Annotated in this window: 19 protein-coding genes; 7 read left to right on the plus strand and 12 right to left on the minus strand. The window is 45.0% G+C overall.

The features are described 5' to 3' along the window. Window positions 1-3: 3 nt before the first annotated feature. Both msbA and F7Y48_RS02615 read right to left on the minus strand, forming a co-directional pair. Window positions 4-1,752, minus strand: a complete 1,749-nt coding sequence (msbA, locus tag F7Y48_RS02610) for a lipid A ABC transporter ATP-binding protein/permease MsbA (protein WP_006742148.1) — start codon at window positions 1,750-1,752, stop codon at window positions 4-6. A gap of 31 nt (window positions 1,753-1,783) precedes the next feature. Beyond that, window positions 1,784-4,042 (minus strand): DNA internalization-related competence protein ComEC/Rec2, encoded by a 2,259-nt coding sequence (locus F7Y48_RS02615; protein ID WP_237283739.1) that lies wholly within the window; start codon window positions 4,040-4,042, stop codon window positions 1,784-1,786. A gap of 8 nt (window positions 4,043-4,050) precedes the next feature. Between F7Y48_RS02615 and F7Y48_RS02620 the strand changes: the two genes are divergently transcribed. Next, window positions 4,051-4,560, plus strand: a complete 510-nt coding sequence (locus F7Y48_RS02620) for a DUF2062 domain-containing protein (protein WP_005390643.1) — start codon at window positions 4,051-4,053, stop codon at window positions 4,558-4,560. 149 nt (window positions 4,561-4,709) lie between these two features. Here F7Y48_RS02620 and lolE read toward each other — a convergent pair whose 3' ends face one another. From lolE to lolC, 3 genes are read right to left on the minus strand one after another with little or no spacing between them, the layout of a single operon-like run. Further along, window positions 4,710-5,954: a lipoprotein-releasing ABC transporter permease subunit LolE gene (gene lolE, locus F7Y48_RS02625; protein WP_258508144.1), complete on the minus strand. Its 1,245-nt coding sequence runs from the start codon at window positions 5,952-5,954 to the stop codon at window positions 4,710-4,712. A 2-nt stretch (window positions 5,955-5,956) separates the two neighbouring features. Continuing rightward, a complete protein-coding gene (lolD, locus tag F7Y48_RS02630) occupies window positions 5,957-6,664 on the minus strand; it encodes a lipoprotein-releasing ABC transporter ATP-binding protein LolD (protein WP_046874713.1) in 708 nt (235 codons plus the stop codon). Further along, window positions 6,657-7,865, minus strand: a complete 1,209-nt coding sequence (gene lolC, locus F7Y48_RS02635; RefSeq protein ID WP_316680687.1) for a lipoprotein-releasing ABC transporter permease subunit LolC — start codon at window positions 7,863-7,865, stop codon at window positions 6,657-6,659. The genes lolD and lolC overlap by 8 nt, the downstream gene beginning before the upstream one ends. Window positions 7,866-8,114: 249 nt before the next feature. On the opposite strand from lolC, the gene F7Y48_RS02640 reads away from it, so the two are divergent. From F7Y48_RS02640 to F7Y48_RS02655, 4 genes are all read left to right on the plus strand, one after another. Further along, a complete protein-coding gene (locus F7Y48_RS02640; RefSeq protein WP_006742154.1) occupies window positions 8,115-8,684 on the plus strand; it encodes a hypothetical protein in 570 nt (189 codons plus the stop codon). A gap of 5 nt (window positions 8,685-8,689) precedes the next feature. Beyond that, window positions 8,690-12,151, plus strand: a complete 3,462-nt coding sequence (gene mfd, locus F7Y48_RS02645; protein WP_316680689.1) for a transcription-repair coupling factor — start codon at window positions 8,690-8,692, stop codon at window positions 12,149-12,151. Window positions 12,152-12,158: 7 nt separating this feature from the next. Next, window positions 12,159-12,929 carry a peptidoglycan binding protein CsiV gene (locus F7Y48_RS02650; protein WP_074191059.1) on the plus strand — a complete coding sequence of 257 codons (771 nt, stop codon included), beginning with the start codon at window positions 12,159-12,161 and terminating at the stop codon, window positions 12,927-12,929. A gap of 163 nt (window positions 12,930-13,092) precedes the next feature. Continuing rightward, window positions 13,093-13,641 carry a GNAT family N-acetyltransferase gene (locus F7Y48_RS02655; protein ID WP_005390628.1) on the plus strand — a complete coding sequence of 183 codons (549 nt, stop codon included), beginning with the start codon at window positions 13,093-13,095 and terminating at the stop codon, window positions 13,639-13,641. A gap of 84 nt (window positions 13,642-13,725) precedes the next feature. Here the strand turns inward: F7Y48_RS02655 and F7Y48_RS02660 are convergent, their stop codons facing one another. From F7Y48_RS02660 to hinT, 7 genes are all read right to left on the minus strand, one after another. Further along, window positions 13,726-15,015 carry an NAD(P)/FAD-dependent oxidoreductase gene (locus F7Y48_RS02660; protein ID WP_006742157.1) on the minus strand — a complete coding sequence of 430 codons (1,290 nt, stop codon included), beginning with the start codon at window positions 15,013-15,015 and terminating at the stop codon, window positions 13,726-13,728. Window positions 15,016-15,554: 539 nt separating this feature from the next. Next, window positions 15,555-16,094, minus strand: coding sequence for an alpha/beta hydrolase YcfP (gene ycfP / locus F7Y48_RS02665; protein ID WP_012842003.1), 540 nt, complete (start codon window positions 16,092-16,094; stop codon window positions 15,555-15,557). 75 nt (window positions 16,095-16,169) lie between these two features. Then, a complete protein-coding gene (thiK, locus tag F7Y48_RS02670) occupies window positions 16,170-17,051 on the minus strand; it encodes a thiamine kinase (protein ID WP_316680692.1) in 882 nt (293 codons plus the stop codon). 24 nt (window positions 17,052-17,075) lie between these two features. Next, window positions 17,076-17,666 carry a penicillin-binding protein activator LpoB gene (gene lpoB / locus F7Y48_RS02675; RefSeq protein ID WP_005378467.1) on the minus strand — a complete coding sequence of 197 codons (591 nt, stop codon included), beginning with the start codon at window positions 17,664-17,666 and terminating at the stop codon, window positions 17,076-17,078. 66 nt (window positions 17,667-17,732) lie between these two features. Next, complete coding sequence (locus tag F7Y48_RS02680; RefSeq protein WP_005390620.1) at window positions 17,733-18,125, minus strand: YcfL family protein; 393 nt, start codon at window positions 18,123-18,125, stop codon at window positions 17,733-17,735. After that, on the minus strand, window positions 18,125-19,522 hold the full coding sequence (locus tag F7Y48_RS02685) for a COG3014 family protein (RefSeq protein WP_104974316.1): 1,398 nt from the start codon (window positions 19,520-19,522) through the stop codon (window positions 18,125-18,127). Before F7Y48_RS02685 ends, F7Y48_RS02680 begins: the two co-directional genes overlap by 1 nt. A gap of 71 nt (window positions 19,523-19,593) precedes the next feature. Next, window positions 19,594-19,944, minus strand: a complete 351-nt coding sequence (hinT, locus tag F7Y48_RS02690; protein WP_005390611.1) for a purine nucleoside phosphoramidase — start codon at window positions 19,942-19,944, stop codon at window positions 19,594-19,596. A gap of 268 nt (window positions 19,945-20,212) precedes the next feature. Between hinT and F7Y48_RS02695 the strand changes: the two genes are divergently transcribed. Both F7Y48_RS02695 and F7Y48_RS02700 read left to right on the plus strand, forming a co-directional pair. After that, entirely contained in the window at window positions 20,213-22,204 is a 1,992-nt protein-coding gene (locus tag F7Y48_RS02695) for a methyl-accepting chemotaxis protein (protein WP_316680698.1), read from the plus strand. 163 nt (window positions 22,205-22,367) lie between these two features. Further along, window positions 22,368-23,528: a DUF1887 family protein gene (locus tag F7Y48_RS02700; RefSeq protein WP_005390608.1), complete on the plus strand. Its 1,161-nt coding sequence runs from the start codon at window positions 22,368-22,370 to the stop codon at window positions 23,526-23,528. Window positions 23,529-23,679 lie beyond the last annotated feature (151 nt).

Below are 23,679 nucleotides of genomic sequence, written 5' to 3' on the forward strand. Positions count from 1 at the left end.
CGTCTATTCACCAAACTGAATACGGTGCAATTGTGCATACGCACCATTTTTTGCAATAAGATCGGCATGGTTGCCACGCTCAATGATGGCGCCATCATCAACTACAAGAATCTCATCAGCTTTCTCGATAGTTGACAAGCGGTGCGCAATCACGAGTACCGTTTTGTCTTTCTGCAGCTCATCTAATGCAGCTTGGATAGCGCGTTCGGATTCTGTATCCAAAGCAGAGGTCGCCTCATCAAGAATCAATACCGGTGCATCACGCAATAGAGCACGTGCAATAGCGACACGTTGACGTTGACCGCCAGATAGACTCGCGCCATTTTCACCAATCATGGTATCAAGCCCATCATCCATTTTGCTGATGAATTCCATAGCATGCGCGAGTTTTGCCGCTTTCTCGATATCACTGCGCTCGTATTTTCCATCCGTTGCGTAAGCAATATTGTTTGCAATCGTGTCATTAAATAAATGAACATTTTGTGATACTAGCGCAAACTGCTGACGCAAGTTCTTTAACTCGTATTCACGAATATCATGTCCGTCTAATGTGATGGAGCCACTATCAACATCATAGAAACGATTGAACAAGTTCGCGATGGTACTTTTACCGGAACCGGAACGACCAACCAGCGCAACGGTCTTCCCTCTTGGAATATCGAAGCTGACATTTTCCAATGCTGGCTTTTCTGCGCCAGTATAAGTAAAGCTTACGTTTTTAACTGAAACATCGCCATTTGCGCGTTCAACTGTCAACTTACCTTCGTTTTTCTCAGGCTCAAGATCAATCAACGCAAAGAGCGTTTGGCTCGCGGCCATACCACGTTGGAACTGAGAGGTAACGTTAGTAAGCGCTTTAAGCGGACGCATCAAACCAAACATCGCAGAGAAGACAACGGTAAATGTACCTGGAGTCAGTTGCTCTTTAATCGAGTCAATACTTGCTAAGTAAAGAACGGCAACAATAGCAAGTGACGCGATCATTTGGATGATAGGGTTAGCCGCCGCTTGAGCTGTCACCAACTTCATGCTTTGTTGACGCATTTGGTTGCTGACCTTCTCAAATCGTTGACGCTCGATATCCTGGCCGCCGTAGCTCAGCACGACTTTATGGCCTTTAAGCATCTGCTCTGCTGACGCAGTCACGTTGCCCATCATTGTCTGCATATTTTTGGATATTTTTCTAAAACGTTTAGAAACGACACCAATACCCCACGCGACAACGGGAGCAACAGCAAACAGCACTAACGACAACTGCCAGCTGTTGTAAAACATCAGGACTAACAGGCCAATGATACTTGCACCTTCACGAACGATGCTCACTAACGCTTGGCTGGTTGCCGCAGATACTTGCTCTGAATCGTAGGTAATACGTGACAATAAATTGCCCGTCTTTTCCTTATCGAAGTAAGACACAGGCATATGCATAAAGTGATTGAATACCATACGGCGGACTTGCATAACCACATTGCCGGATACCCAGCTCAAACAGTATGTGGAGACAAATCCACTTATGCCACGGACAAACATCATGGCAAAAATAATCAATGGAAGCGTGCGTAGAAAATCAGATTCAGCGTTCCCAAAACCTTCATCTAGTAATGGTTTTAATAGGGAAATCATATAGGTATCTGATATAGCATTAATAACTAATGCAATGACTGCAACGACAAGACCTGACTTGTAAAGGCGAATAAATTGCCATAGACGCTTAAACGTCTGCCAAGTCGTTTCATCAGTATTTATCGACATAGAAGTGCTTTATTTTCTTACATTAAGACTCTCATTCTACTCCCTTACGCAGCATCTGCCTATACCAAGGCTCAAATGTATCGCTACGTTTGGTTTCTGAGCGCCAATTATCACGGTGAATAGAGAAGCTTACCTGACCATATTCCCCAGTATCAAGCCAAGTAATGTCAAGCTTGCGATATGCTGTAACAACATGTTCTGCCGGCATTCCCCATTGATTATTTTTTGCCAAAGAAGCAACGGCCACACTCGGGTTTACCGCTTCAATAAAGCGAGGATTCGACGAACTTTTACTACCATGATGAGGGACCAACATCACATCACTTTTTAACTTTTCAGGCTCCCTGAGCAAGATCCACTCGCTAATGGTCTCAATATCACCAGTAAAAAGCATACTGAACGTAGAAATAGGGTCGGTAAGACGTAGCACACAGGAGTGCGGATTATATGCACGTTGAACAAGAGCAGGAGGCCAAAGTACTTCTATATTTAACCCTTGCCATTTCCAATGATCGCCGCGAGTACAAGACTCATATCCGATAAAGTTTTGGCTACTGAGTTTGCGCTGTGGCGAAAAGGCATCTTCAATGAACAAGCGCCCTCCTGCATGGTCATTGTCGGAATGGCTGAGGATCATCGTATCGATGCTTTCATAACCTCGTTGATGCAAGACCGGAGTGACGACCTGCTCCGCAATACTGCCATTTTGCCATGCTTTACCTGTGTCATAGAGCAACACTTTATCGCCTTTTTCTACAATCACCGCAAGGCCATGGCCCACATCTAGTACATCAATGCGCCAATGTTGCTGACCATATTCCGATGTGAGCTTAATACTAATTACAATGCCAAGTAACAAACACCACGCGTACTGAAACATGAATCGTTGAAACACCAAGCAAGCAATTCCCGTCAGAATCAACCCTGTCATTTCTATACTAATGGGTTGCCAGGAGCCTATCGCGTACTGTATTGACGTGCTCAATGGCTGCAATGACCAGTCCACCAACTGCCACAGAGGCTTTGCTATCATTTCAAGAAATAAAGATGAGAACAGGGCCAGAAACATCAAAGGCACAACGATAAATCCGAACCAAGGAATAAACGCCAAGTTGTATGCAATTGATGACAAACTGAAACCAGAAAAGTAATAGCCACTAATAGGCACGATTAACACACTCAACATCAATTGAGTAAGCAATAACACTTTTAACTTCGCCTTCCAGCCCCCGTTTTGATGCCGAATCAAATTGATTGCGAACAACACTGCGCAAACTGACAAATACGATAACCAAAAACTCATGCTATACGATGCAAAAGGTTGAACAAGCAGTTGTAGCGCTACCGCGAGCAAAAGTACCCGCCAGGAAGCCCAGTGCACTAAGGTATATTTGAGAACGACGTAAATAACACATACCGACACCGCGCGGGTAGTAGGTAATGAGAAGTCCGCTAACCAAGCATAGGCAACGGCAAACATCAGCCCACATAAGCTAGGCAATAGCTGGTATTGAGGTAACGCATAACGAATGGCACCGCCCACCACTAGCCCAAAAGTGAACGCCATACCAATATGTAAGCCCGAAATCGAGACCAAGTGCAGTAAACCACTGTCTCTGAGTGCTTGCCAATCCTCCTTAGATAACCAAGAGCGATCGGCAAAAACTAACGCATTTATTAACGAGAAATGATGAAGGGAGGACACATCCTCCGAAACATCAGCGATAATGGCTTGGCGCAAAGATGTAGTAGAACGAATAATCCAGGTAACATCCTTGTTAACAACACCGCGTGCGATAATACTTTTACCCATTGCGTGCTTTTCGGCGTCAAAACCAGCTTCGTTGCGTAGGCCTGTAATCGGCTTTAACGAGACGGATGTCGTAAACTCACTGTTAACATCGAGTGGAAAAGGCGTAATAAGACGGATTTTAGGTTTAAGAAAAGGTAACAGAGTTTGAGAATTTACCTTTTTTAGAGCCACAATGCCTTCATATCCGTGACTTATTTGCGTAAAAGGGCTGTCAACTTTACCAATTATGGTAATATTCTCCCCTGCTTGAAAAAGGGCTTGTCTCTGAGACTCCAATACATTGCCGTGGACGATGACAACCATAAAGCCCGCAATTGCGCCTATGCTAATTAAGCCACGACGTAATTTGATTATTGAGCCAGTGGTTATTATTCCCAGCAGCAGCCAACGCCAATCTGGTATTGTCGGCCACCAAGCTGACGAAATTACGCTCGCTACAAATAACGCCAAGGTCCAACTTTTTTCTGAGAGAGTCATGCTGTCCTATGCCTAGAAAGCTGATAAAACGCTTCATGCCAGATCATGAATTGATCAAACGCCAAAAAGCATTGAAGGTCTTCGGCAATGTGTTGTACAACCCGAACTTGTGGTGTTTAAATCGTCGCTCTGCGTCCGGGGCTTTTGCTGTCGGGTTATTTATGGCATTTGTTCCGCTACCAAGCCAAATGATCATGGCTGCAGGTTTGGCAATCATGCTTGGCGTCAATTTACCTCTCTCCGTCGCTTTGGTATGGATAAGCAACCCTATCACCATGCCTGTGTTATTTTATTTTGCGTATAAGCTTGGCGCTTTAGTGATGCATGTTCCTCCGCAACCTTTCCACTTTGAACTTTCATGGGAATTCATCATGCAACAGATGAGCACTATTGGCCCTCCATTCTTATTAGGCTGTGCTATCTGTGGTGTCGTATCCGCGATTATTGGCTACTTCGGCATTAGAGGGCTTTGGCGCTACTCAGTGGTTCGGAGCTGGCAGAAACGCAAAATAAGATAAGACGTTACTGCATAAAAATCAGCATTTGCGCTATCAGTTGAGGGCCACCTAACAGTTAGAATGAAACACGATGTCGCTCAAGTTGGATAAATACAAAAAAGGACCGAGTTCGGTCCTTTTTTGCTTTTCTCGTATTGTAAAACGGTTGGTTATTTAGAACTCAGCACCGCTGCTGGATTTAACTTCGCGGCGCGAGAAGCGGGATACCACGTTGCAAGCAAACTCAAAACTATCGCCGTCACCGACACCAATGCTACGTCTGGCCAGTGTAACTGTGATGGTAAGAAGTCGACGAAGTAAATATCACCCGATAAAAACTGATGACCAATTAAACTTTCTAGCCCTTTTATTAACGGGGTTAGATTTAATGCCACTAATACACCGATAACACTGCCGACGAGACTGCCAAATACACCAGAGAAGACTCCTTGCCAAACAAAGATACGTTTGATTAGGCTATCTTTTGCTCCCATAGTTCGCAAAATTGCAATTTCTGCGGCTCGATCTTTCACTGCCATCATCAGCGTAGACACAATGTTAAAACACGCCACGCCAATCACCAGTACCATCACCAAGTACATAATAGTGCGCACGAGTTGTATATCGCGATACAAAAAACCAAACTTTTGCTGCCAGCTTTTCAAATACACGTAAACATCCACCATGCTACCTACCTCACGAACAATAGAAGGCGCATTGAGAACATCATCCGTTTTTAGTGAAATACCAGTGACCCCTTCCCCTAACCTTGCGTACTGCTGAGCATCCGCTAATGGCACTAACGCTAAAGAGTGGTCTATTTGGCCATTCAACGTTAAGAACCCTGACACCTTCACGCGCACACGCTTGGGAGCCTGCACTTTGTTTGCGCCGCCGGTTTGCGGAATCATCAACGTAATGTAATCCCCCACGTCGACATTTAGCTCGTTTGCGACACCTCGGCCTAAGATCACTTGCTGCTGACCGGCATAAAAGTTTTGCCAAGCTTCTTGGTCAATAAAATTCGATAAGCTCGACACCGCTTGCTCGAAAGTAGGCTCTACGCCACGAACTTCTATCGCTTTTAGCTTACTGCCTTTTTCTGCTAACCCCGTAAAACGAACGTACGGCGCTGCCGCAACAACATCTTCATGGTTTAGGGCTTGATTCATCGTTTGGGTGTAGTTATGAAGCGGGCCATTAACGCCTTCCAACTCACCGTGTGGAATAACTGACAACACACGCGATTGCAGCTCGCGCTCAAAGCCATTCATTGCAGAAAGACCGATAATGATCACGGCTACACCAACCGCAATGCCAATCGTTGAAGAAAGCGAAATGAAAGACACCATCTTGTTGCGCTTTTTCGCTCGACTGAAGCGACCACCAATCATCAATGCTAAAGATGAAAACAAAATTAGCCCTCCGCAGATGCTGTATCAGTCACAAAACGATCTACGAGCAAACCATCTTGCATGTGCATTTGACGATCCATTTTCGCCGCCAGCTCTTTATCATGCGTGACAACCAAAAATGCAATGTTTGACTCTTTATTGAGCTCGCGCATCAAATCATAGATAGACAGTGCCGTATTATGATCTAAGTTCCCCGTAGGTTCATCGGCCAAAACAAGATCAGGCTTATTCACCAATGCACGCGCAATCGCAACACGCTGACGCTCACCGCCCGATAACTCAGAGGGTCTGTGTTGCATCCGATGACTCAAACCCACTTTATCTAACAGCGCTTTAGCCGCCTGTTTTGCATCCGTTACTTTAGCGCCGCCAATCATCAGTGGCATCGCCACGTTTTCAAGCGCAGTAAAATCAGCTAACAAATGATGAAACTGATATACAAAACCAAGGTGCTTGTTGCGTAAAGCCGCCTGTTTATTCGAACTTAAAGCCGATAAGTTTTGCCCTAGAAAATCAACTTCACCATGAGTTGCGTCATCTAACGCCCCTAGAATATGCAATAAGGTACTTTTTCCGGAACCAGAAGAGCCAACAATAGAAACCAGCTCCCCTTTATCGATATCGAAACTTACGCCTTTCAACACTTCCGTATCTAACGACCCCTCTCGGTAGACTTTACGAATATCACGACATTCTAATAGCTTATTCATAGCGAAGTGCCTCAGCAGGTTTAACAGAAGATGCTCGATAAGAAGGATAAAGCGTAGCAGCGAGGCTAAGAGCAATCGCCAACACCACCACTAAAAGAATTTGCAGTGAATCAATCAAAATAGGTAGATGACCACCGAAACTGAATAGCGCCACACCGGCAGATTCAAGAATCGCATTCAGGTTAAGTGACAAGATCACGCCCGCAGCGCCACCGACAATCGCGCCAATTACACCACTGCTTGCCCCTTGTACCATGAAAATGGTCATCACTTGAGATTGAGTCATGCCTTGAGTTTTCAATATTGCGACTTCTGATTGTTTCTCCATCACCACCATGATTAAGGCGGAGATAATATTGAATGCAGCAACGCCCACAATTAGACCTAGCATAAGTCCCATCATGTTCTTTTCCATTTTCACCGCTTGGAAAAGCTCACCACGCTGTTCGCGCCAATCACTCCATTGCCACCCGTCAGGCATGGGTTGATCAGCAAAATCCGTCACCATAAATGGATCAGAGAAAAAGACACGCCAACCAGAAACCGTGTCTTTCGGAAAACGCATCAACTTAGATGCATCCGTCATGTTAACAATCATTAATTGACCATCAACGTCCGATCCCGTATTGAAAATACCAGCGACAGTAAAATTGCGCTGGCTAGGAATACGGCCAAGTGGGGTAAACTGCGTCGCGTTGGTCACCATTAAGCGCACTTTATCCCCCATTGATACCTTTAGAGAGCGCGCCAAACTATGACCTAAAAAGACCTGGTAATCGCCCGCTTGAAGTGACGATAATCGCCCAGCAATCAAATGGTTGCTAATCGGGTCGCCTTTCTTTGGTTCAATGCCAATGAGGTAACCTGCCGTCAGTTGCGCAGAACTCTGAATTACAGCCTCTCCACGAACGATAGGCTCCGGTTCAGATTCACTCGACATCGCTTGAACAAATGAAGGGGCAGACTCAGTCAACGGCGTTTTTCCATCGTGTTGTGAAACAACAGCGTGAGGCAGCACACCTAAAATGCGCTCTTTTAACTGCGATTCGAACCCATTCATCACAGAAAGAACCGTCACCAACGCCATTACACCGATCGTAATACCCGCCGTCGACATATAAGAAACAAATCGGCTGAACCTATCCCCAGAGCGTCCCCGAAGATATCTCAAACCAATAAATAATGAGATAGGATGATACATATAAGACAAACCAACTGGTTGTTTTGATATAAAGCTTTAGCAGATTATCTTACCTTACTCTTCTCATTAAGAAGACAAGAGAATCGCTAAATTTGTCAACGACATGCAATAAGTCTGTATTTAGGGCAAAAAGTTCAAGGACAAATCAGGTAAACTTGATAACTTCATTCAGTTAGCGATAATCAGTGCCCTACTTCTCTTTGTTTGTTGAGTGAACAGGGAGCGCTCGCTGGTAAAAGGACCGACTATATGACAGAGCAAGAATACTTTACCGTCCATCATAATCTCACTATCAACGTCGAAACGTTGAGTGCGGATTTTGCTTTGCCCGATGAAGAAACCTTTGTCTCCGAAATTCCAGCACCGTTTATTGTTGCCAGCGAATTTAGCCATCTAGATATGTTGGCAGACAATGCACGTCTAGAGCTAAAAAACAAAGATTTAAAACATGTGATTAACTTGCTTGATACGCAAAACGCGAAACTTAACCTCTTGTTGAGCTTTATGCTTTCACAACAAGATGACGCCTCCATTCGATACCAAACCACGAAGTTTGGCGCCAGCCAACTCAGTTACCGTTCAGATACAGCTCTATCTGCCCAACAACTCGTTCGTGTTAAACTGTTTCTCGATCATCCTGCTGCAGCGATTTACGGTTACGCTCAAGTAGAAGAATGTGATGCTTCAGAGCAAGATTTCATTATCACTCTTAGATATAAGATGCTACGTGAATCTGACCAAGATTTGCTGATAAAGGCGGCACTATATCAACAACAAAAACTTTTACGTCAGCGCTCGATGGAGCGAGATAAAAAATAACTCCTATGACAAAAGCAACGATTCTTTCCGTCACCAATCCTTCTGAGCGTGGCGACAAAAAACAGCTAGGTAATTTACCGGGCGCGGCTCTACCTCTCGCTATTGCTGAAATAGCCAAGCAGCATTCGAGTCACTCGCTACTCGTCGTGCCTGACCCGCAAATCGCTTTAAAGCTTCAAGCGGAGATTGAACAATTCACCGACCAAACAGTAAGCCTGTTCCCTGATTGGGAAACGCTGCCTTACGATAACTTTTCTCCGCATCAAGAAATTATCTCTGAGCGTATCGCGCGCCTATACCAACTGCCAAACCAACGTAATGGCATTACCATCGTGCCAGTCAGTACGGTGCTGCAGCGACAGTCGCCACGTGATTTTCTATTGCAACATACCTTAATGGTGAAAACCGGCGATCAACTCTCGCTTGAGAAACTACGTGTACAACTTGAAAATTCGGGCTACCGCCACGTAGACCAAGTATTTGGGCCAGGTGAATACGCGAGCCGTGGGTCGATTCTGGATCTCTTTCCTATGGGCAGCGATGACCCGTATCGCATCGACTTCTTTGATGATGAGATAGATACCATTCGCACGTTTGATCCAGAGAACCAACGCTCTATCGACGATATTCAGAAAATCCAATTGCTGCCTGCACATGAATTCCCAACCACTAAAGAAGCGATTGAGGATTTTCGTACACGTTGGCGCACCCAATTTGAAGCACGCCGAGAGCCAGAATCGATCTACATGCAAGTGACCAAAGGCACTTGGCCCGCTGGTATTGAGTATTGGCAACCGCTGTTTTTTGACCATACCGAGACTTTATTTGAATATTTGCCAGAAGACTCTCAAGTCATCACATATGGTGATATTGAATCTGCGGTCGATACTTTTTTAACCGATGTCGAATATCGGTACGACCAGAAAAAAGTGGATCCACTACGTCCTCTTTTGACTCCTGAACAACTTTGGCTGAAAAAAGACGAACTCTTCAGCCAACTAAAACAGCTCCCTATGGCTCAATTGAGCCTAGAGAAAGTGGTGAAGCGTGCTGGTCGTCAAAACCTGCCAGTACAATCGTTAGCCGAGCTTGGCGTTCAGCAACAAAATAAAGAACCGCTTTCGCGTCTTCGTCAATTCAGTGAGCAATTCAGCGGCAAAATTGTTTTCTCGGTAGAGTCAGAAGGTCGTCGCGAAGCACTAACGGAACTGTTGCAAGGCATCAAAGTTCGCCCAGTCGTACATGGCTCACTTTACCAAGCTCTAGATTCGGGTGATCGCTTCAGTTTGATCTTAGGCGCTGCAGAGCATGGTTTCATTCACGAAGAGCTGAACTTCGCTCTGATCTGTGAAAGTGATCTACTTGGTGACCGCGTTATCCAGCGACGCCGCAAAGATAAAAAAGCAGTCAACAGTGACACCGTTATTCGCCACCTTGCGGAACTAAAACCCGGTCAACCAGTGGTTCATATTGATCACGGTATTGGCCGCTACATCGGTTTACAAACACTTGAAGCCGGTGGCATGAAAACGGAATACGTCACCCTTGAGTATCAAAACGATGCCAAGCTCTACGTACCAGTTTCATCACTAAACCTTATTAGCCGTTATTCAGGCGGTGCTGAAGAAAGTGCACCACTGCATAAATTGGGTGGCGAGGCTTGGGCAAAAGCACGTCGTAAAGCGGCAGAAAAAGTGCGTGATGTCGCGGCTGAGTTGCTGGATGTTTACGCTAAACGAGAATTAAAACCGGGCTTCAAATTTGAGCTAGATCGTGGGCAATACGCAACGTTTAAAGCAACGTTCCCATTTGAAGAAACGGATGACCAAGCGATGGCCATCAATGCCGTCTTGTCAGACATGTGCCAAGCAAAAGCGATGGATCGCCTAGTGTGTGGTGACGTGGGCTTTGGCAAAACGGAAGTCGCTATGCGTGCAGCATTTGTCGCAACGGATAACAGTAAACAGGTCGCCGTACTCGTACCGACAACTCTGCTTGCTCAGCAGCATTTCGAAAACTTCCGTGACCGTTTTGCTAACTTACCAATCCGAGTTGAAGTACTGTCTCGCTTTAAGTCTGCCAAAGAACAAAAAGTCATTTTGCAAGACGTTGCAGATGGTAAAGTCGATATTGTCGTCGGTACGCATAAGCTGCTTTCAAGCGACATTAAATTCAAAGATTTAGGTTTGTTGATCGTTGACGAGGAACACCGCTTCGGAGTTCGTCAAAAAGAAAAAGTCAAAGCAATGCGTGCGGATGTGGATATTCTTACCCTCACCGCAACACCAATTCCACGTACTCTTAATATGGCCATGAGTGGCATGCGCGATCTGTCGATCATCGCGACACCTCCAGCGCGTCGTTTAGCCATCAAAACCTTTGTTCGTCAAAGAGAAGAATCTGTGGTCCGTGAGGCGGTACTGCGTGAAATCATGCGTGGTGGTCAGGTTTACTTCCTGCACAATCAGGTAGAGACTATCGAGAAAACCGCGGAAGACTTGCAAAAGCTGATTCCTGAAGCACGAATTACCGTGGCACATGGTCAAATGCGTGAGCGCGAACTGGAGCGCATCATGAATGATTTCTACCATCAGCGCTTTAATGTGTTGGTGTGTACAACTATTATCGAGACCGGTATCGACGTACCAACGGCGAATACCATTATTATGGATCGTGCAGACAACCTTGGTTTAGCGCAACTGCACCAATTGCGTGGCCGTGTTGGACGCTCTCATCATCAAGCCTATGCTTACTTATTAACGCCACATCCAAAAGCCATGACCAAAGATGCTATCAAGCGTCTTGATGCGATTGCTTCACTGGAAGACTTAGGCGCAGGCTTTACTCTAGCAACTCACGACTTGGAAATCCGTGGGGCTGGTGAACTGCTTGGTGACGAGCAAAGTGGGCAAATTCAATCGGTTGGTTTTACACTGTACATGGAAATGCTGGAACAAGCAGTCCAAGCATTGAAAGAAGGTAAAGAACCTTCTTTGGACGAGCTGCTTCGTGAACAAACTGAAGTTGAAATGCGAATCCCAGCGCTCTTGCCAGACGATTACATCCCGGATGTGAATACACGACTGTCGATGTACAAACGTATTGCGAGCGTTACGAGTGGTGAAGAACTCTCAGAGCTCAAAGTGGAACTTATCGATCGATTTGGACTGCTTCCAGACGCGACGAAGAACTTACTTGCTGTCTCAGAATTGAAAATTTCGGCTGGTAGCCTAAAAGCGAAAAAGATAGAAGCCCATGATAAAGGCGGATTTATCGAGTTTTACCCTGATGCTGACATAAATCCAGCGTATTTGGTTAAACTGCTGCAATCACAGCCGCAAAAATTTGCAATGGAAGGTCCAACTAAGTTCAAGTTTAGCGTACCATTGGCGGACCGACGTAAACGCATTCAGTTTGTTCAAGACTTACTGAATGATTTTAAACAGAATTTATTACCAACGAGCTAATAGTCGAATGAGAATACTGATCCCGTTATTGCTTCTATGTGTCTCAATGCCTTCTTGGGCACAGCGTCAATTTGATATTGAAGTGATCATTTTCAAGCGAGCAGTCGACGCTGAAAGCACCACTGAATCTTGGCCGAATCAACTGCCAAAAATCGATATGGAAAATGTCGGCAGCTTAGAGAGTGAATCATACCGTCGCTCTAAAGGTGTAACACTACTGCCACGCTCATCTTTCCGCCTGAATGCGCAAGAAGCAGCATTAAACAACCACGCAGGGTTTAAAGTGCTTAAACACGTAGCATGGCGTCAAGGTGACCGAGGCAAATCTAGCGCCCCAATTTTCCGTATTGTTGGTGGACGAGATTTCTCTGATTCTTATCACGCAGATGGTAGTCCAATCAATGGCAGTACTCAGACATTTTCCACTGACGGTTACAGTGAAGAGACAGTCAACGGTCCTTTGTATGAACTAGATGGCCGATTCCAAATTTACGTGCAGCATTATCTATTCGCTGAAACGACACTAGACCTGCGCGAGCCAAGTGTTAGAGAAGTGCGTTTTGAACCAACTTCAACTGAGCAACTGGCGGATGATTTAGGTGAGGTCGATGGTAATGTTCAAGTGGGTAACTTGGCGGAAATCTCCCCTACAATAACAGAAGAAAAGTTCCTCAAGAGCTATCGAATGGATCAAAAACGCCGTATGCGTAGTAGTGAGACTCATTACCTAGACAACCCATTGATGGGTATGATCATTCAAGTTCGTCGCGTTCGATAAGCACGAGTGATTCAACAAAGCGCAGCATTTGCTGCGCTTTGTTTTTATCTGTTATGTCCTCAGTTATTCCTAACCAACGCAGAGCAAGGAAAATAACTGCGTTACAGTATGAAATAGACAGTTTTCAAATTACTTACACTCAACATGGAAGTCGTATCAGTTCATGAGTCCAGACTTTGAAATCATTGCGCCCCGCTTAGCGCTCAAGCTCATCCCTTCTGAAGAAGCTCACTTACTACAACGTTTGCTTGCAGAATCCCCTTCCCTACACCAGTGGCTAGATTGGTGTAATCAAAACATTACGTTGAAAGATGCACAGGACTTCCTGTTGGCAACCCGACTTAACTGGGTAAAAACAGAAGCTTTCGGTTTCGGTATCTATGAACGACAAAGTAACACTTTAGTAGGAATGGCCGCCGTAAACGAGTTATATCACACGTTTAATATGGCAAGTATTGGCTACTGGGTTGCTGACCGCTATCAACGACAGGGCTATGCTCAAGAAGCCGTTAGAGCCTTGGCTGAATTCTGCTTTGCAAAGCTGAGTTTAACTCGACTGGAAATTGTCTGTGACCCCGACAACGAAGCAAGCCAAACCTTAATTGAGTCAGTCGGTGCACAAAAAGAAACCATCGCCAGAAACCGGTTTATTTTTCATGGTAAGCCTAAGGATGGCGTTGTGTACTCACTTTTACCGGCAGATCTAACATAAATAAAAAGCCACCGACTTGCGGTGGCTTTTTATATTTAGAAGCTACAGCATCCGCGCAATCCGCGTAGATGTGAATTTGGCGTCTTAGTGAAGCTTAAGGTTTGGACGCAGTACTCGGTTGATACGGCCCACGAGCATCATCAGTCCGGTTTTAAATACGCCGTGCAACGCCATCAGGTGCATTCGATATAACGAGATATAAACGACACGTGCAATACGGCCTTCTACCATCATCGACCCTTTGGTTAGGTTGCCCATCAAGCTACCAACGGTAGAGAAACGGCTTAGAGACACCAATGAGCCGTGATCTTTATACACATAGTCTTTCAGCTCGCGTCCGTTGATCTTCGCAACGATGTTGCTGAATGCTTGGCTTGCCATTTGGTGCGCAGCTTGCGCACGTGGTGGAACAAACGAACCATCAGCCTGAGTACATTGTGCTAAGTCACCAATAACGAAAATGTCATCATCACGCGTCGTTTGTAGTGTATTTTTCACTACCAGCTGGTTGATACGGTTCGTTTCTAAACCAGCGATATCTTTAATAAAATCTGGTGCTTTAATACCCGCAGCCCAAACCATGATTTGTGCCGGGATCTTCTCACCATCTTTCGTGGTGAGGCCATCTTTTTCAGCTTTAGTCACCATGGTTGCCGTGCGTACATTTACGCCCAACTTCACCAGCTCCTGATGAGCAGCAGCCGAAATACGTGGAGGAAGCGCAGGTAGAATACGCTCACCCGCTTCAATCAGGTTGACGTTCAGCTTGCTAGAGTCAAGATCGCCAAAGCCGTAAGTACGCAGCTCTTTAACGGCATTGTGTAGTTCTGCAGATAGCTCAACGCCAGTTGCACCAGCACCAACAATCGCGATATCCACCGTACCATTACCGTTTTTCGCGTGCAGTTTTAGGAACTCATTGTTCATTTCTGTGCGGAAACGGTGCGCTTGTTCTGGACTGTCTAGGAAAATACAGTTCTCACGAACGCCAGGAGTGTTGAAGTCGTTTGATGTTGAACCAATCGCCATGACCAGAATGTCGTATTCTAGCTCGCGGCTTGGCATCAGAAGCTCACCATGCTCATCTTTAAGCTCACTTAAGATGATCACTTTACGTTCGCGGTCGATGTCTTGAAGGCTACCCATTTGGAAGTCGAAGCTGTGGTTTTTTGCATGAGCTCGATAACTCAGAGCATCCACCCCTTCGTCCAAAGAGCCAGTTGCAACTTCATGCAATAATGGCTTCCACAAGTGGCTCGCTTTACGATCTACTAGCGTAATTTGCGCACGGTTCTTGCGACCTAGAGTTCGGCCAAGCTTAGTTGCCAACTCAAGACCACCAGCACCGCCGCCTACAACGATAATGCGTGTCACAATGATTTTCCTCTACAAAAATGAATATATGGGGTTCAGCTCGACACATGGTTCACAGACATGCTGTGCCATACATCCAACCGATGAATTCTTGGTTCTTAGAGGTGTCTCAATTTATTTGGATTAAAAACTGCTGCCTAATTTTATTCTTTATCTATCAATAACTTGTTAGGAATCAGCATATTTGTCTGGTACGCATACGACGCCAGAGATTTTTGGGCAAGTTTATTACTCGCTCTCAATTTTTTTTGATATTTATCAAATTATTTTAGTCTGGTTCATTATATAGAGACGTACTTTGAAGGCAACCAAAATCCGTGTGACGAGTACGGATTGACTACTTTTCGACTACTCTACAACAAGGTATTCGTGCCACATAGGATGGAAGTAAGAAAACGGTAAGGAGAACACAATATTCTAAGCGCTAAACCAAGAAAATGAGGTCTTTAAAGAGAAAGGGACTCGGCATACTCACAAGAGGGGGGCGCAGCAAAGCAGCCGATAAAAAATGCCGCTTTACTGTTCACACTCAAACACTCTTAAGTATTTTTAAATGCCTTCATCGCTTGTAAATGGTGAGAGATCTTTTTGAACTTGTGGGACTGCGTTTCGTCCCAAATGATTTGATAGTATTTTTCTAACTCAGCTGCAGTTTTCGCATTGTCATGCACTTCATCATCTTTGGATAAAATCACTAAGCAGTGCGCCTGATTTTTCGCTCGGAACTGATCAACACATTTTGTTGCGATATCTTCGTACTCTTCTGGGCGATCGATTCGACCAGCCATCGTTTTTTCTGGGTGCAAGTTCGGGTTAAACATCACTTGTTTGATACCGCATAGAAAACCAATTCGTTCAGACCAATAACCACCTAAACCAACCCCACAGATTAACGGGTTTGGATCATCAGATTGATCGATAACTTTAGACACCTCTTTTAACAAGTGTTGCATGTCGTGCTTTGGGTGAAGAGTGCTGTAATTAATAAAACGAACGTCGTCGTCGATGAATTGCAGTTGAAGAACTTTTTCGTGGTTACCCGGGCTTGTACTGTCAAAACCGTGTAAGTAAATAATCATGTGTACCTCTCCCTGTGTGTATCTGGTACTTTTATTAAAACTACCACTATTTCCTTACTGTTAAAGGGGAAAATATCACGAGTTCTCAAAACAGTGATCTTCCATACACAATGAGCCTTTCAACTCATACGCACTGTTTAAGTATTGCTCATCTCCCCACAATTTATAGGCCAGTAAATACCAAAGCATAGCCATCACTAGGGTTCTTGGCTGCCACGCCTGTACACCACTTAACCAAAGAGACGCATCTTCGATACCTCGAATTTGGCAATACTGTTTCACCACCTCTTCCACCGGCGCATCCGCGACTTGAATAGTCAAGGTCAAATCAAGCCTAGGGTCAGCAATACCAGCATACTCCCAATCAATGACTTTCACCCCACTCTCTCCCCGAACGAGGTTGTAACACCCCAGGTCAAAGTGACAAAGAGCTAGTGGAAACGGCGCTAAACTCGGTTCCGTGCGCCACTTCATGTATAGAGCCTCAAATTCCGTATCCGCATACTGACCATCAAGCTCAAGCCAGTAATGATCGATGCGAGAAATATAAGAAAATGGAACCAAAGGGAGCGCACTGATCGGGTGCTGATGAATGGTCGCCGCAATGGATAATAAATCTCTTACTGGTAGCCCTACATCCGAAAGTGCTTGCCCTTCGATCCATTCCACCAGTAAACCTTGCTCGTGGATAAACACTGGCTTAGGACCAATTTCTAATGAAGAGATAGCATTCAGAACTTGATATTCATTGTGGCGAGAAATTGAAAAAGCCTTGCAAACATTACTGGTCGGTCGCCAGATGTATACAAGGCCTTGAGAGGATTCCAACCGCCAACAACGGTTGGTTAGCCCCCCGGTAACGGTTTGAACTTTTACCGGAGGCTCAGTAAAGAAGCCATCGAGAGCATTAAGACTCGGATCTAACTGTTTTGCTTGTTGCCAAGAAAACCATGCCATTGATGACTTCTCCATCAGTATCGATTAAAGACCGAATAAGCTCTTCGATTGCGCTTTACGAATTTCCGTTTCATCCGCCCACTCAATCAAACCTGTTTCTAGGTCCATTAGGCGCATGGTCATCTTGTAGTATACATCTTTATCGCTACCTGCATTTTTGACGATGCTAGATAGGTTACCGTAAAGCATGTATTGCGCACCCACCATTTTACCAAATTGGATCGCTGTGCTTTGGTTAACCAGCTCATCCGTGTTTTGGAAGTTAAGCTGTTCACGCACAGACTCAACACGGTCCATATCAACAAAGCGGAACTTACCAGAGTTCAGCATCTTAGTAGAAATAGTGTCGGTAATGGATTCAGTGTCAATGTGTTCACTGGTCTTGTTCTTAATTCGCTCAACAAAAACGATAGGACGTTGATCACGAGTAATTGCTGCTACAGAACCCGACATCATCATGCTATCCACCATTTCAGCCGCGATTTTTTGTAAATCTGTTGAGCCAAAATCGATAGTTGTGGTTTCTGTTGCTTGCGCATCGCCGTAAGAGACTTTGTTAGAACAGCCACCCAAAATGACGGCAAGACCTAAAAGAGCAATAATACTTTTTTTCATGAGAGTTCCTTAGTTTTTCAATACCAGCGCATCGTTAGCGCGGCAGCTTCGGCAAAGCCGTTAAGATTAATTGTCTTGTGCTTCTCTAATTTGAACACGGAATTTGGTGCCATTTGGATTCACAGTAACTTCAGATAACGTGACTTGCTCAAACCCTCGCACAATCATTTTGCGCCATGGGCCAGGCTTGGTATTCACTTCTAAACCATTATTGTCATACCAATAGAAGCGGTAAAGAATGTGCTGGTCACCTTTATAGTTACTGCTTAGTTGCACCACTCCACGTGGACGATCATCAACGTAAGTGGTGGTGATGTTGTCAACTAATAAGCGACTACCCAAAACGTTATCATTAAAAAATACTTTTTGCGTTTGACCATCAATTCGAATACCAGCCGTGTTTTCGGCGCATCCAACTAAACCAATAGCCATTGCTAAACAAATAAGCCATGCTTTCATTACAGTCTCCCTAGCTGTTTATGCCACACGGTTGAGTGTGTTCCCTGACGAGATACCCATACCAATGTAGTCTGCTGTGCAGGCACTTCAAACTGATAGGTTTGATCACCCAAGTTTAAACTTTGTGTTCCCGGTTTCACGACTTTTGATGCCGTTTTCACTTGCGCTGGTAATGTTTGCCAACTTCTCGTATCCGGCTGCTCGGTCAATGTGTTCCATACATTGAAAAGTATGTTACCCACATCATCGCCTTTTTTCGCCGCCTCTTTTCGGATTCGATCTTTTGCCCAAACGCGAAGAGCTTGACGGATCACCATTGTAGTCAGACGTTCATTAAGATCGTTTTGTGCCATCGCATTAACATCAGTCAGCGTGCTAGAAGGCAATACCTGACCATTTAAAACCACATCGCTAAAACGTTGAGCACCCCGATTCGGATAATAAGGAAGCGCCAACGAATAAATGGCCCCATTATCGCGACTGTCGTAAATCGGTAGATCAATACGCCAACCTTTCAAAGCCTCCACAACGCCTTGTTCATCAATAACGATGACTCGACCTTGAGACTGAGTTAACCCAGAAGGTGCTTTACCATACCGTTTCTCTAGCATGCGTAAGTCTTCACGCATGCCTAGTTTCTTAGCGGCGTACAACGTGCTTTCAACAACTTGTTTGTTGTCTGGCATCACAGCGAGTGCTCGTCGGTAATCAACATAAGCACTGTTTAAATCTCGTGACGCTTCATATAACAAGCCAGAAAGATAGAACAAATAGCCGTTTTGTACTGCGCTTAGTTTTTTACCAGCATCAGGGTAGCTCGCCAACACACTGCCTAAATTGGCAGACATGCCTTGCTTTTTCAGGTCTTTTTCTGCTGCTTTTAGTTCTTTTTCACGCGCCTTTCTTGCCGCTTCCTGAACTTGATTGGCTCGACGCACTTCAACAAGCGCCCCTTCCAAATCGTTTTTCTGTAAATAGTTTAGCCCGAGATAAAGGTGCAGAAAGCCAAGTTCATAATCGGCGGGATGATAATCTTGGAGATTGTCGTTCACTGCGAGGGAGCCGACGCTCGTTGCCGTCTCTGACACAGAAATAGTCGCGCGATCTTGCTGAACACGAACGGCACGCTCACCATTTTCCAGTGCTTTCAAACTTGTCGGGTAATCTTCAGCAAGAAAAGAAATACGGCCCTTTTCAAAGTTGCCAAGTATCTCGCCACCCACTTCGCTCGATTGAAGTTGTTTCGCTTTCGCATATTCCCCTGCAACAACGGCTTGATAAACTTCTTGATTCTGGTTGCTGTAGTGACTAAACAGATTGCCCGCAGACAAATTCGCGCAGCCAGAGGCCATTAAAGCCCAGCTCATCAGCCCTAACAGCTTTACACCTAGTTTCACATTTATCTCCACAAATGTGTCATTCGACAGGAAAAAGAAGTGGGTGAACTGCGCCACCCACTTTTTAAAGCTTAGCTCAATACCATTGGACCTAGAGGACGACCGCCTAATAGGTGCATGTGAATATGGTAAACCTCTTGGCCACCGTGCGGGTTACAATTAACGATCAGGCGATAGCCGTCTTCCGCAATGCCTTCCTCTTTCGCCAGTTTTTTAGCAACAGTGAACAAACGCCCCATCATTGCTTCATCTTCAGCTTCAACATCATTCGTTGTTGGGATCAATTTATTCGGAATAATGAGAATATGGCTCGGTGTGCGCGGGTTAATATCGCGAAACGCAGTCACCAACTCATCTTGATAAAGAATATCGGCAGGGATTTCCTTACGAATAATTTTACTAAAGATCGTTTCTTCCGCCATGAGGACTCCATTTTATAAAGGTAATTAGACCCCAATTAGTATGCGCCAACCAAAAGCGGAGCTCAATAAAAACAGTGTTCACTTAACATTATTAATCAAACGCTAATTAACGAAGCTTTTTTTGTCGTGTGCGTCATAAAATGCGCGTCACAAACTCAATACAATCCAATGAATTTTGTTACTTTTTTAAGACAATTATTATTTTTATACCCAAGTAAGCTCAAAATTCTTGGGTAGCTTGTCTATTTTTGGGAGAGGAAGCTCACTTATGCGAGGTTCAGTTATTAAAAGGATGTATGCGGGCTTTGCTCTGATCATCATCCTATTTGCCGTCACAATTGCCATTATGATGGGAGGAATGAGTGATATTCACGGGAAGTTTGGCACCGTGTCTAAATCATCCCTGCCACTGGTATCGTTATCTAACCAAACCAGTGTTGAACTGCTTTCTGCCGACAAATCGTTTAAAGATTTTCTGACGACAGAGAATAAACAACGCATGGATGAAATGCGTCAGGAATTTGCTAGATCTCAACAACGTTTCGAATCCACTTTGGGTCAACTGGAAACTGCGAGCCAAATCTATCCTTCTCTTGCCGAACCGTTTTCACAGTTAAAAACGTTAGAGCAGAGCTATTTTACTGAAGCTCTTGAAGCCATGGACAACTACGAAGCGATGTTCGCTGCGCAAGAAAAAGTGCAAAAATCGTCACGTCGCTTCCAAAAGCTGAATACCGAGTTGTCGGTCGGCCTTAAAGAATATGTGGCAGATCAAACCAGCATTTCTGTCAAAGTCATGGCGAAGAGTTACTTCATTAAGCTAAAAGATGCGGAAGTTATAACCTCTGATGCCCTCGCCAGCTCTGATCCTGAGTTTGTTACGCAAGCCGTGACCAAAAACCGCAAAGCAGTGACTCATTTGAACTATGCTTTCCGTGGTTTAGTTACTCAATTACCTGAACTAAAAACAGCGTTTGGTGAGTCGGTAGAACAATTCACACGCGACGTGGGAATGCGTGGAGGTGTCTTAGACCAGCACAATAATTACCTCAATGCTCGTGCAGCGCTATACAACAACATCGCCAACCTAGCGAATAAAGTTGATTCAACCATGGCGATTCTTGAGAAATTTACGACAACCGCAACGGATAAACTTAATGAATCTTTAGCAGACGCCGGTGACATTTATTCTGCGGGTGTGACGAAAGCCATCATCATTGGCGTTGTTGTCGTGCTACTTGCCACAGCGATTGGCTACCACATCGCGCACAGCGTTCGCGAGCCATTGACTCGTATTCTAAAAGTGCTTGAAAGCCTGACTGAAGGTGACATGACGCAACGTATCGATATTCGCTATAACAACGAGTTCAGCCGAGTGAGTGGACACATTAACTCACTCGCCGACAGTCTTCACGAGATCTTAGTGAAACTCAACGAAGCGTCAGAGAACCTATCGTCAACCGCAGCAACAAACGAAAGCACGTCTTCGCAAGCGCAAAGCAAATTAAGCTCACAACGCGAGCAAACAGCAAACGTTGCGACCGCAATGACGGAAATGTCTCACTCAGTGCAAGAAGTCGCTCAAAGTGCACAAGGTTCACTAGAAATGGTGCAGCGTGTCGAATCTGCCTCTGAAGAAGGCAGAAATGTCATGAGCAGCAATATCTCGACCATAAATCAACTGGAAACGCGTTTGAACGAATCCGTTTCCGCTGTCTCTGAACTTCAAAAAATGAGTGGTCAAATTGGTTCTATCCTCGATGTGATTCGCAACATTGCTGAACAAACTAACCTACTGGCATTGAATGCAGCCATTGAAGCGGCTCGCGCTGGCGAACAAGGTCGCGGCTTTGCGGTAGTGGCCGATGAGGTGCGTGTGCTTGCATCCAGAACCACTCAGTCCACCACTGAAATTGAATCGATGATCAGTAATCTGCAATCCAGCTCTCAGTCAGCAAATCAAGTGATACAAAGCTGCATGAGCGATATGGAGATGTCTGTTGAGCAAGCATCAAAAGCGAACAGCTCAATGGAAGAGATTCAAGCGCTAATCATCGAAATCAGCCAAATGAGTACGCATATTTCGCAAGCGGCAGCAGAGCAAAGTGAAACCTCAGCAGACATTGCACGCAGTATTGAAGATATCAATAGTATCGCCGATGAAAGCTTCCAAGCTATGTCGAGCATCGCACAGACCAGTGAATCCCTGACTCACTTGGCTCATCAGCAGAATGAATTGGTTCACCGCTTTAAGTTATAAATAATTTATAAATTTGAGCATTAATTAGTGCAATCAACTGTATAAGGGCGACTTTTTGTTAAGTCGCCCTTGTTTTTTATCGGCCATGTCTACATATGATTAATATGGCCAGCTCATCCCCTTGCACATCTCTTTTCGAGCGGCCTCATAAAAAGGAAAATCTATGGCTGTTCATGTTGGTATTATCGACCAAGACCCAGTGAGATTGGTCACTCCTCTATTAGATAATCGTACGCTAAGCACACATATCGTCTTCATCGGAGACAAGAGCCAGTTAGATATATTTGACCGACTGAGTGCCGTTTTAGAGCAACGAGACATTACTTCCGAATTTTTTGAAATCCCATCCGCCGTCAATACTTCGCTGATCAAACAAGCGATTCAAAAACTGGCAAAAGATCTCCATGAACGCGGCGAAGATGTGAAATTGAACGCCAGTTGCGGTCTTCGTCATCGCTTATTGTCTGTGTACGAGGTTTTCCGTACCTATCGCTGGCCAATTTTTGTGGTTGAGCCAAGTAGCGATAAGCTTTGCTGGTTATACCCAGATGGCAAAGAAGATACTCAAGTCGAAGACCACATTACGATTGCTGACTACCTCACCATCTTCGGCGCACGCGGCGAGTTCCACCATGTTGATTTACCTCCTCTTCTTGATAAAAAACTGTATGAACTTGGTGAACGCTGGGCCTCAAATGCGCTTGAGCTTGGTCCAGGCTTAGCGACTCTTAACTACCTTGCAACCACATGCCGCAAAGAGCAAAAACTTGATGTGGAGCTTTCTGAAAAGCAACAAGGCTACCGTGAGCTCAACATGCTGCTTTCGGACTTAGTGGAAGCGCAAATCGCCACTTATGAGAATGGCGTTCTAACGTTTGCAGATGAAGATGCACGCCGCTTTTCAAACGGTGAATGGTTAGAGACTCTGGTACACAGCACGGTCAAGCAAATTCAAGATACAATGCCGACGATTCAAGATCGCTCTTTGAATGTTCAGGTTTATCGCAAACTTGGTGAAAGTGAAGTACGCAATGAGTTGGATGTTGCAACGGTGGTAAACAACAAGCTCCACATCATTGAGTGTAAAACCAAAGGCATGCGAGATGACGGCGATGACACCTTGTACAAGCTAGAATCCCTCAGAGATCTGCTAGGTGGTTTACAAGCACGTGCAATGCTGGTGAGCTTCCGACCGCTTCGTCACAATGACATTACTCGTGCAGAAGATTTGGGGCTAGCTCTGATTGGCCCTGATGAGCTTAAAGACTTAAGAACGCACCTAACGGCTTGGTTTAAAGACGCAGGTGGCTCGGACGAGATCTAACATCAGCGATAAAAGCTAGAATTCAAAATGATCAAAAGCAGCGTTACAGGCTGCTTTTTTTATACCTAATTTTTAAGTGTGGGTTTAGATAGGTAGAAAAAAACCAGAGGCGTGCCTCTGGTTTTTCCGTTTGTTTAAAATGCCAATTATC

This window comes from Vibrio sp. 2-1-2a, assembly GCF_032648565.1.
In the GTDB taxonomy this organism is placed as follows: domain Bacteria; phylum Pseudomonadota; class Gammaproteobacteria; order Enterobacterales; family Vibrionaceae; genus Vibrio; species Vibrio diabolicus.

Coding starts and splice junctions, on each gene's coding strand:
- F7Y48_RS02655 (WP_005390628.1), top strand. CDS start 13,093: ATGAGTCCAGACTTTGAAATCATTGCGCCCCGCTTAGCGCTCAAGCTC.
- ycfP (WP_012842003.1), bottom strand. CDS start 16,094: ATGATTATTTACTTACACGGTTTTGACAGTACAAGCCCGGGTAACCAC.
- F7Y48_RS02640 (WP_006742154.1), top strand. CDS start 8,115: ATGACAGAGCAAGAATACTTTACCGTCCATCATAATCTCACTATCAAC.
- mfd (WP_316680689.1), top strand. CDS start 8,690: ATGACAAAAGCAACGATTCTTTCCGTCACCAATCCTTCTGAGCGTGGC.
- lolC (WP_316680687.1), bottom strand. CDS start 7,865: ATGTATCATCCTATCTCATTATTTATTGGTTTGAGATATCTTCGGGGA.
- F7Y48_RS02615 (WP_237283739.1), bottom strand. CDS start 4,042: ATGACTCTCTCAGAAAAAAGTTGGACCTTGGCGTTATTTGTAGCGAGC.
- F7Y48_RS02700 (WP_005390608.1), top strand. CDS start 22,368: ATGGCTGTTCATGTTGGTATTATCGACCAAGACCCAGTGAGATTGGTC.
- F7Y48_RS02620 (WP_005390643.1), top strand. CDS start 4,051: ATGCCTAGAAAGCTGATAAAACGCTTCATGCCAGATCATGAATTGATC.
- F7Y48_RS02680 (WP_005390620.1), bottom strand. CDS start 18,125: ATGAAAGCATGGCTTATTTGTTTAGCAATGGCTATTGGTTTAGTTGGA.
- lolD (WP_046874713.1), bottom strand. CDS start 6,664: ATGAATAAGCTATTAGAATGTCGTGATATTCGTAAAGTCTACCGAGAG.
- hinT (WP_005390611.1), bottom strand. CDS start 19,944: ATGGCGGAAGAAACGATCTTTAGTAAAATTATTCGTAAGGAAATCCCT.
- msbA (WP_006742148.1), bottom strand. CDS start 1,752: ATGTCGATAAATACTGATGAAACGACTTGGCAGACGTTTAAGCGTCTA.
- thiK (WP_316680692.1), bottom strand. CDS start 17,051: ATGGCATGGTTTTCTTGGCAACAAGCAAAACAGTTAGATCCGAGTCTT.
- F7Y48_RS02650 (WP_074191059.1), top strand. CDS start 12,159: ATGAGAATACTGATCCCGTTATTGCTTCTATGTGTCTCAATGCCTTCT.
- lpoB (WP_005378467.1), bottom strand. CDS start 17,666: ATGAAAAAAAGTATTATTGCTCTTTTAGGTCTTGCCGTCATTTTGGGT.
- F7Y48_RS02695 (WP_316680698.1), top strand. CDS start 20,213: ATGCGAGGTTCAGTTATTAAAAGGATGTATGCGGGCTTTGCTCTGATC.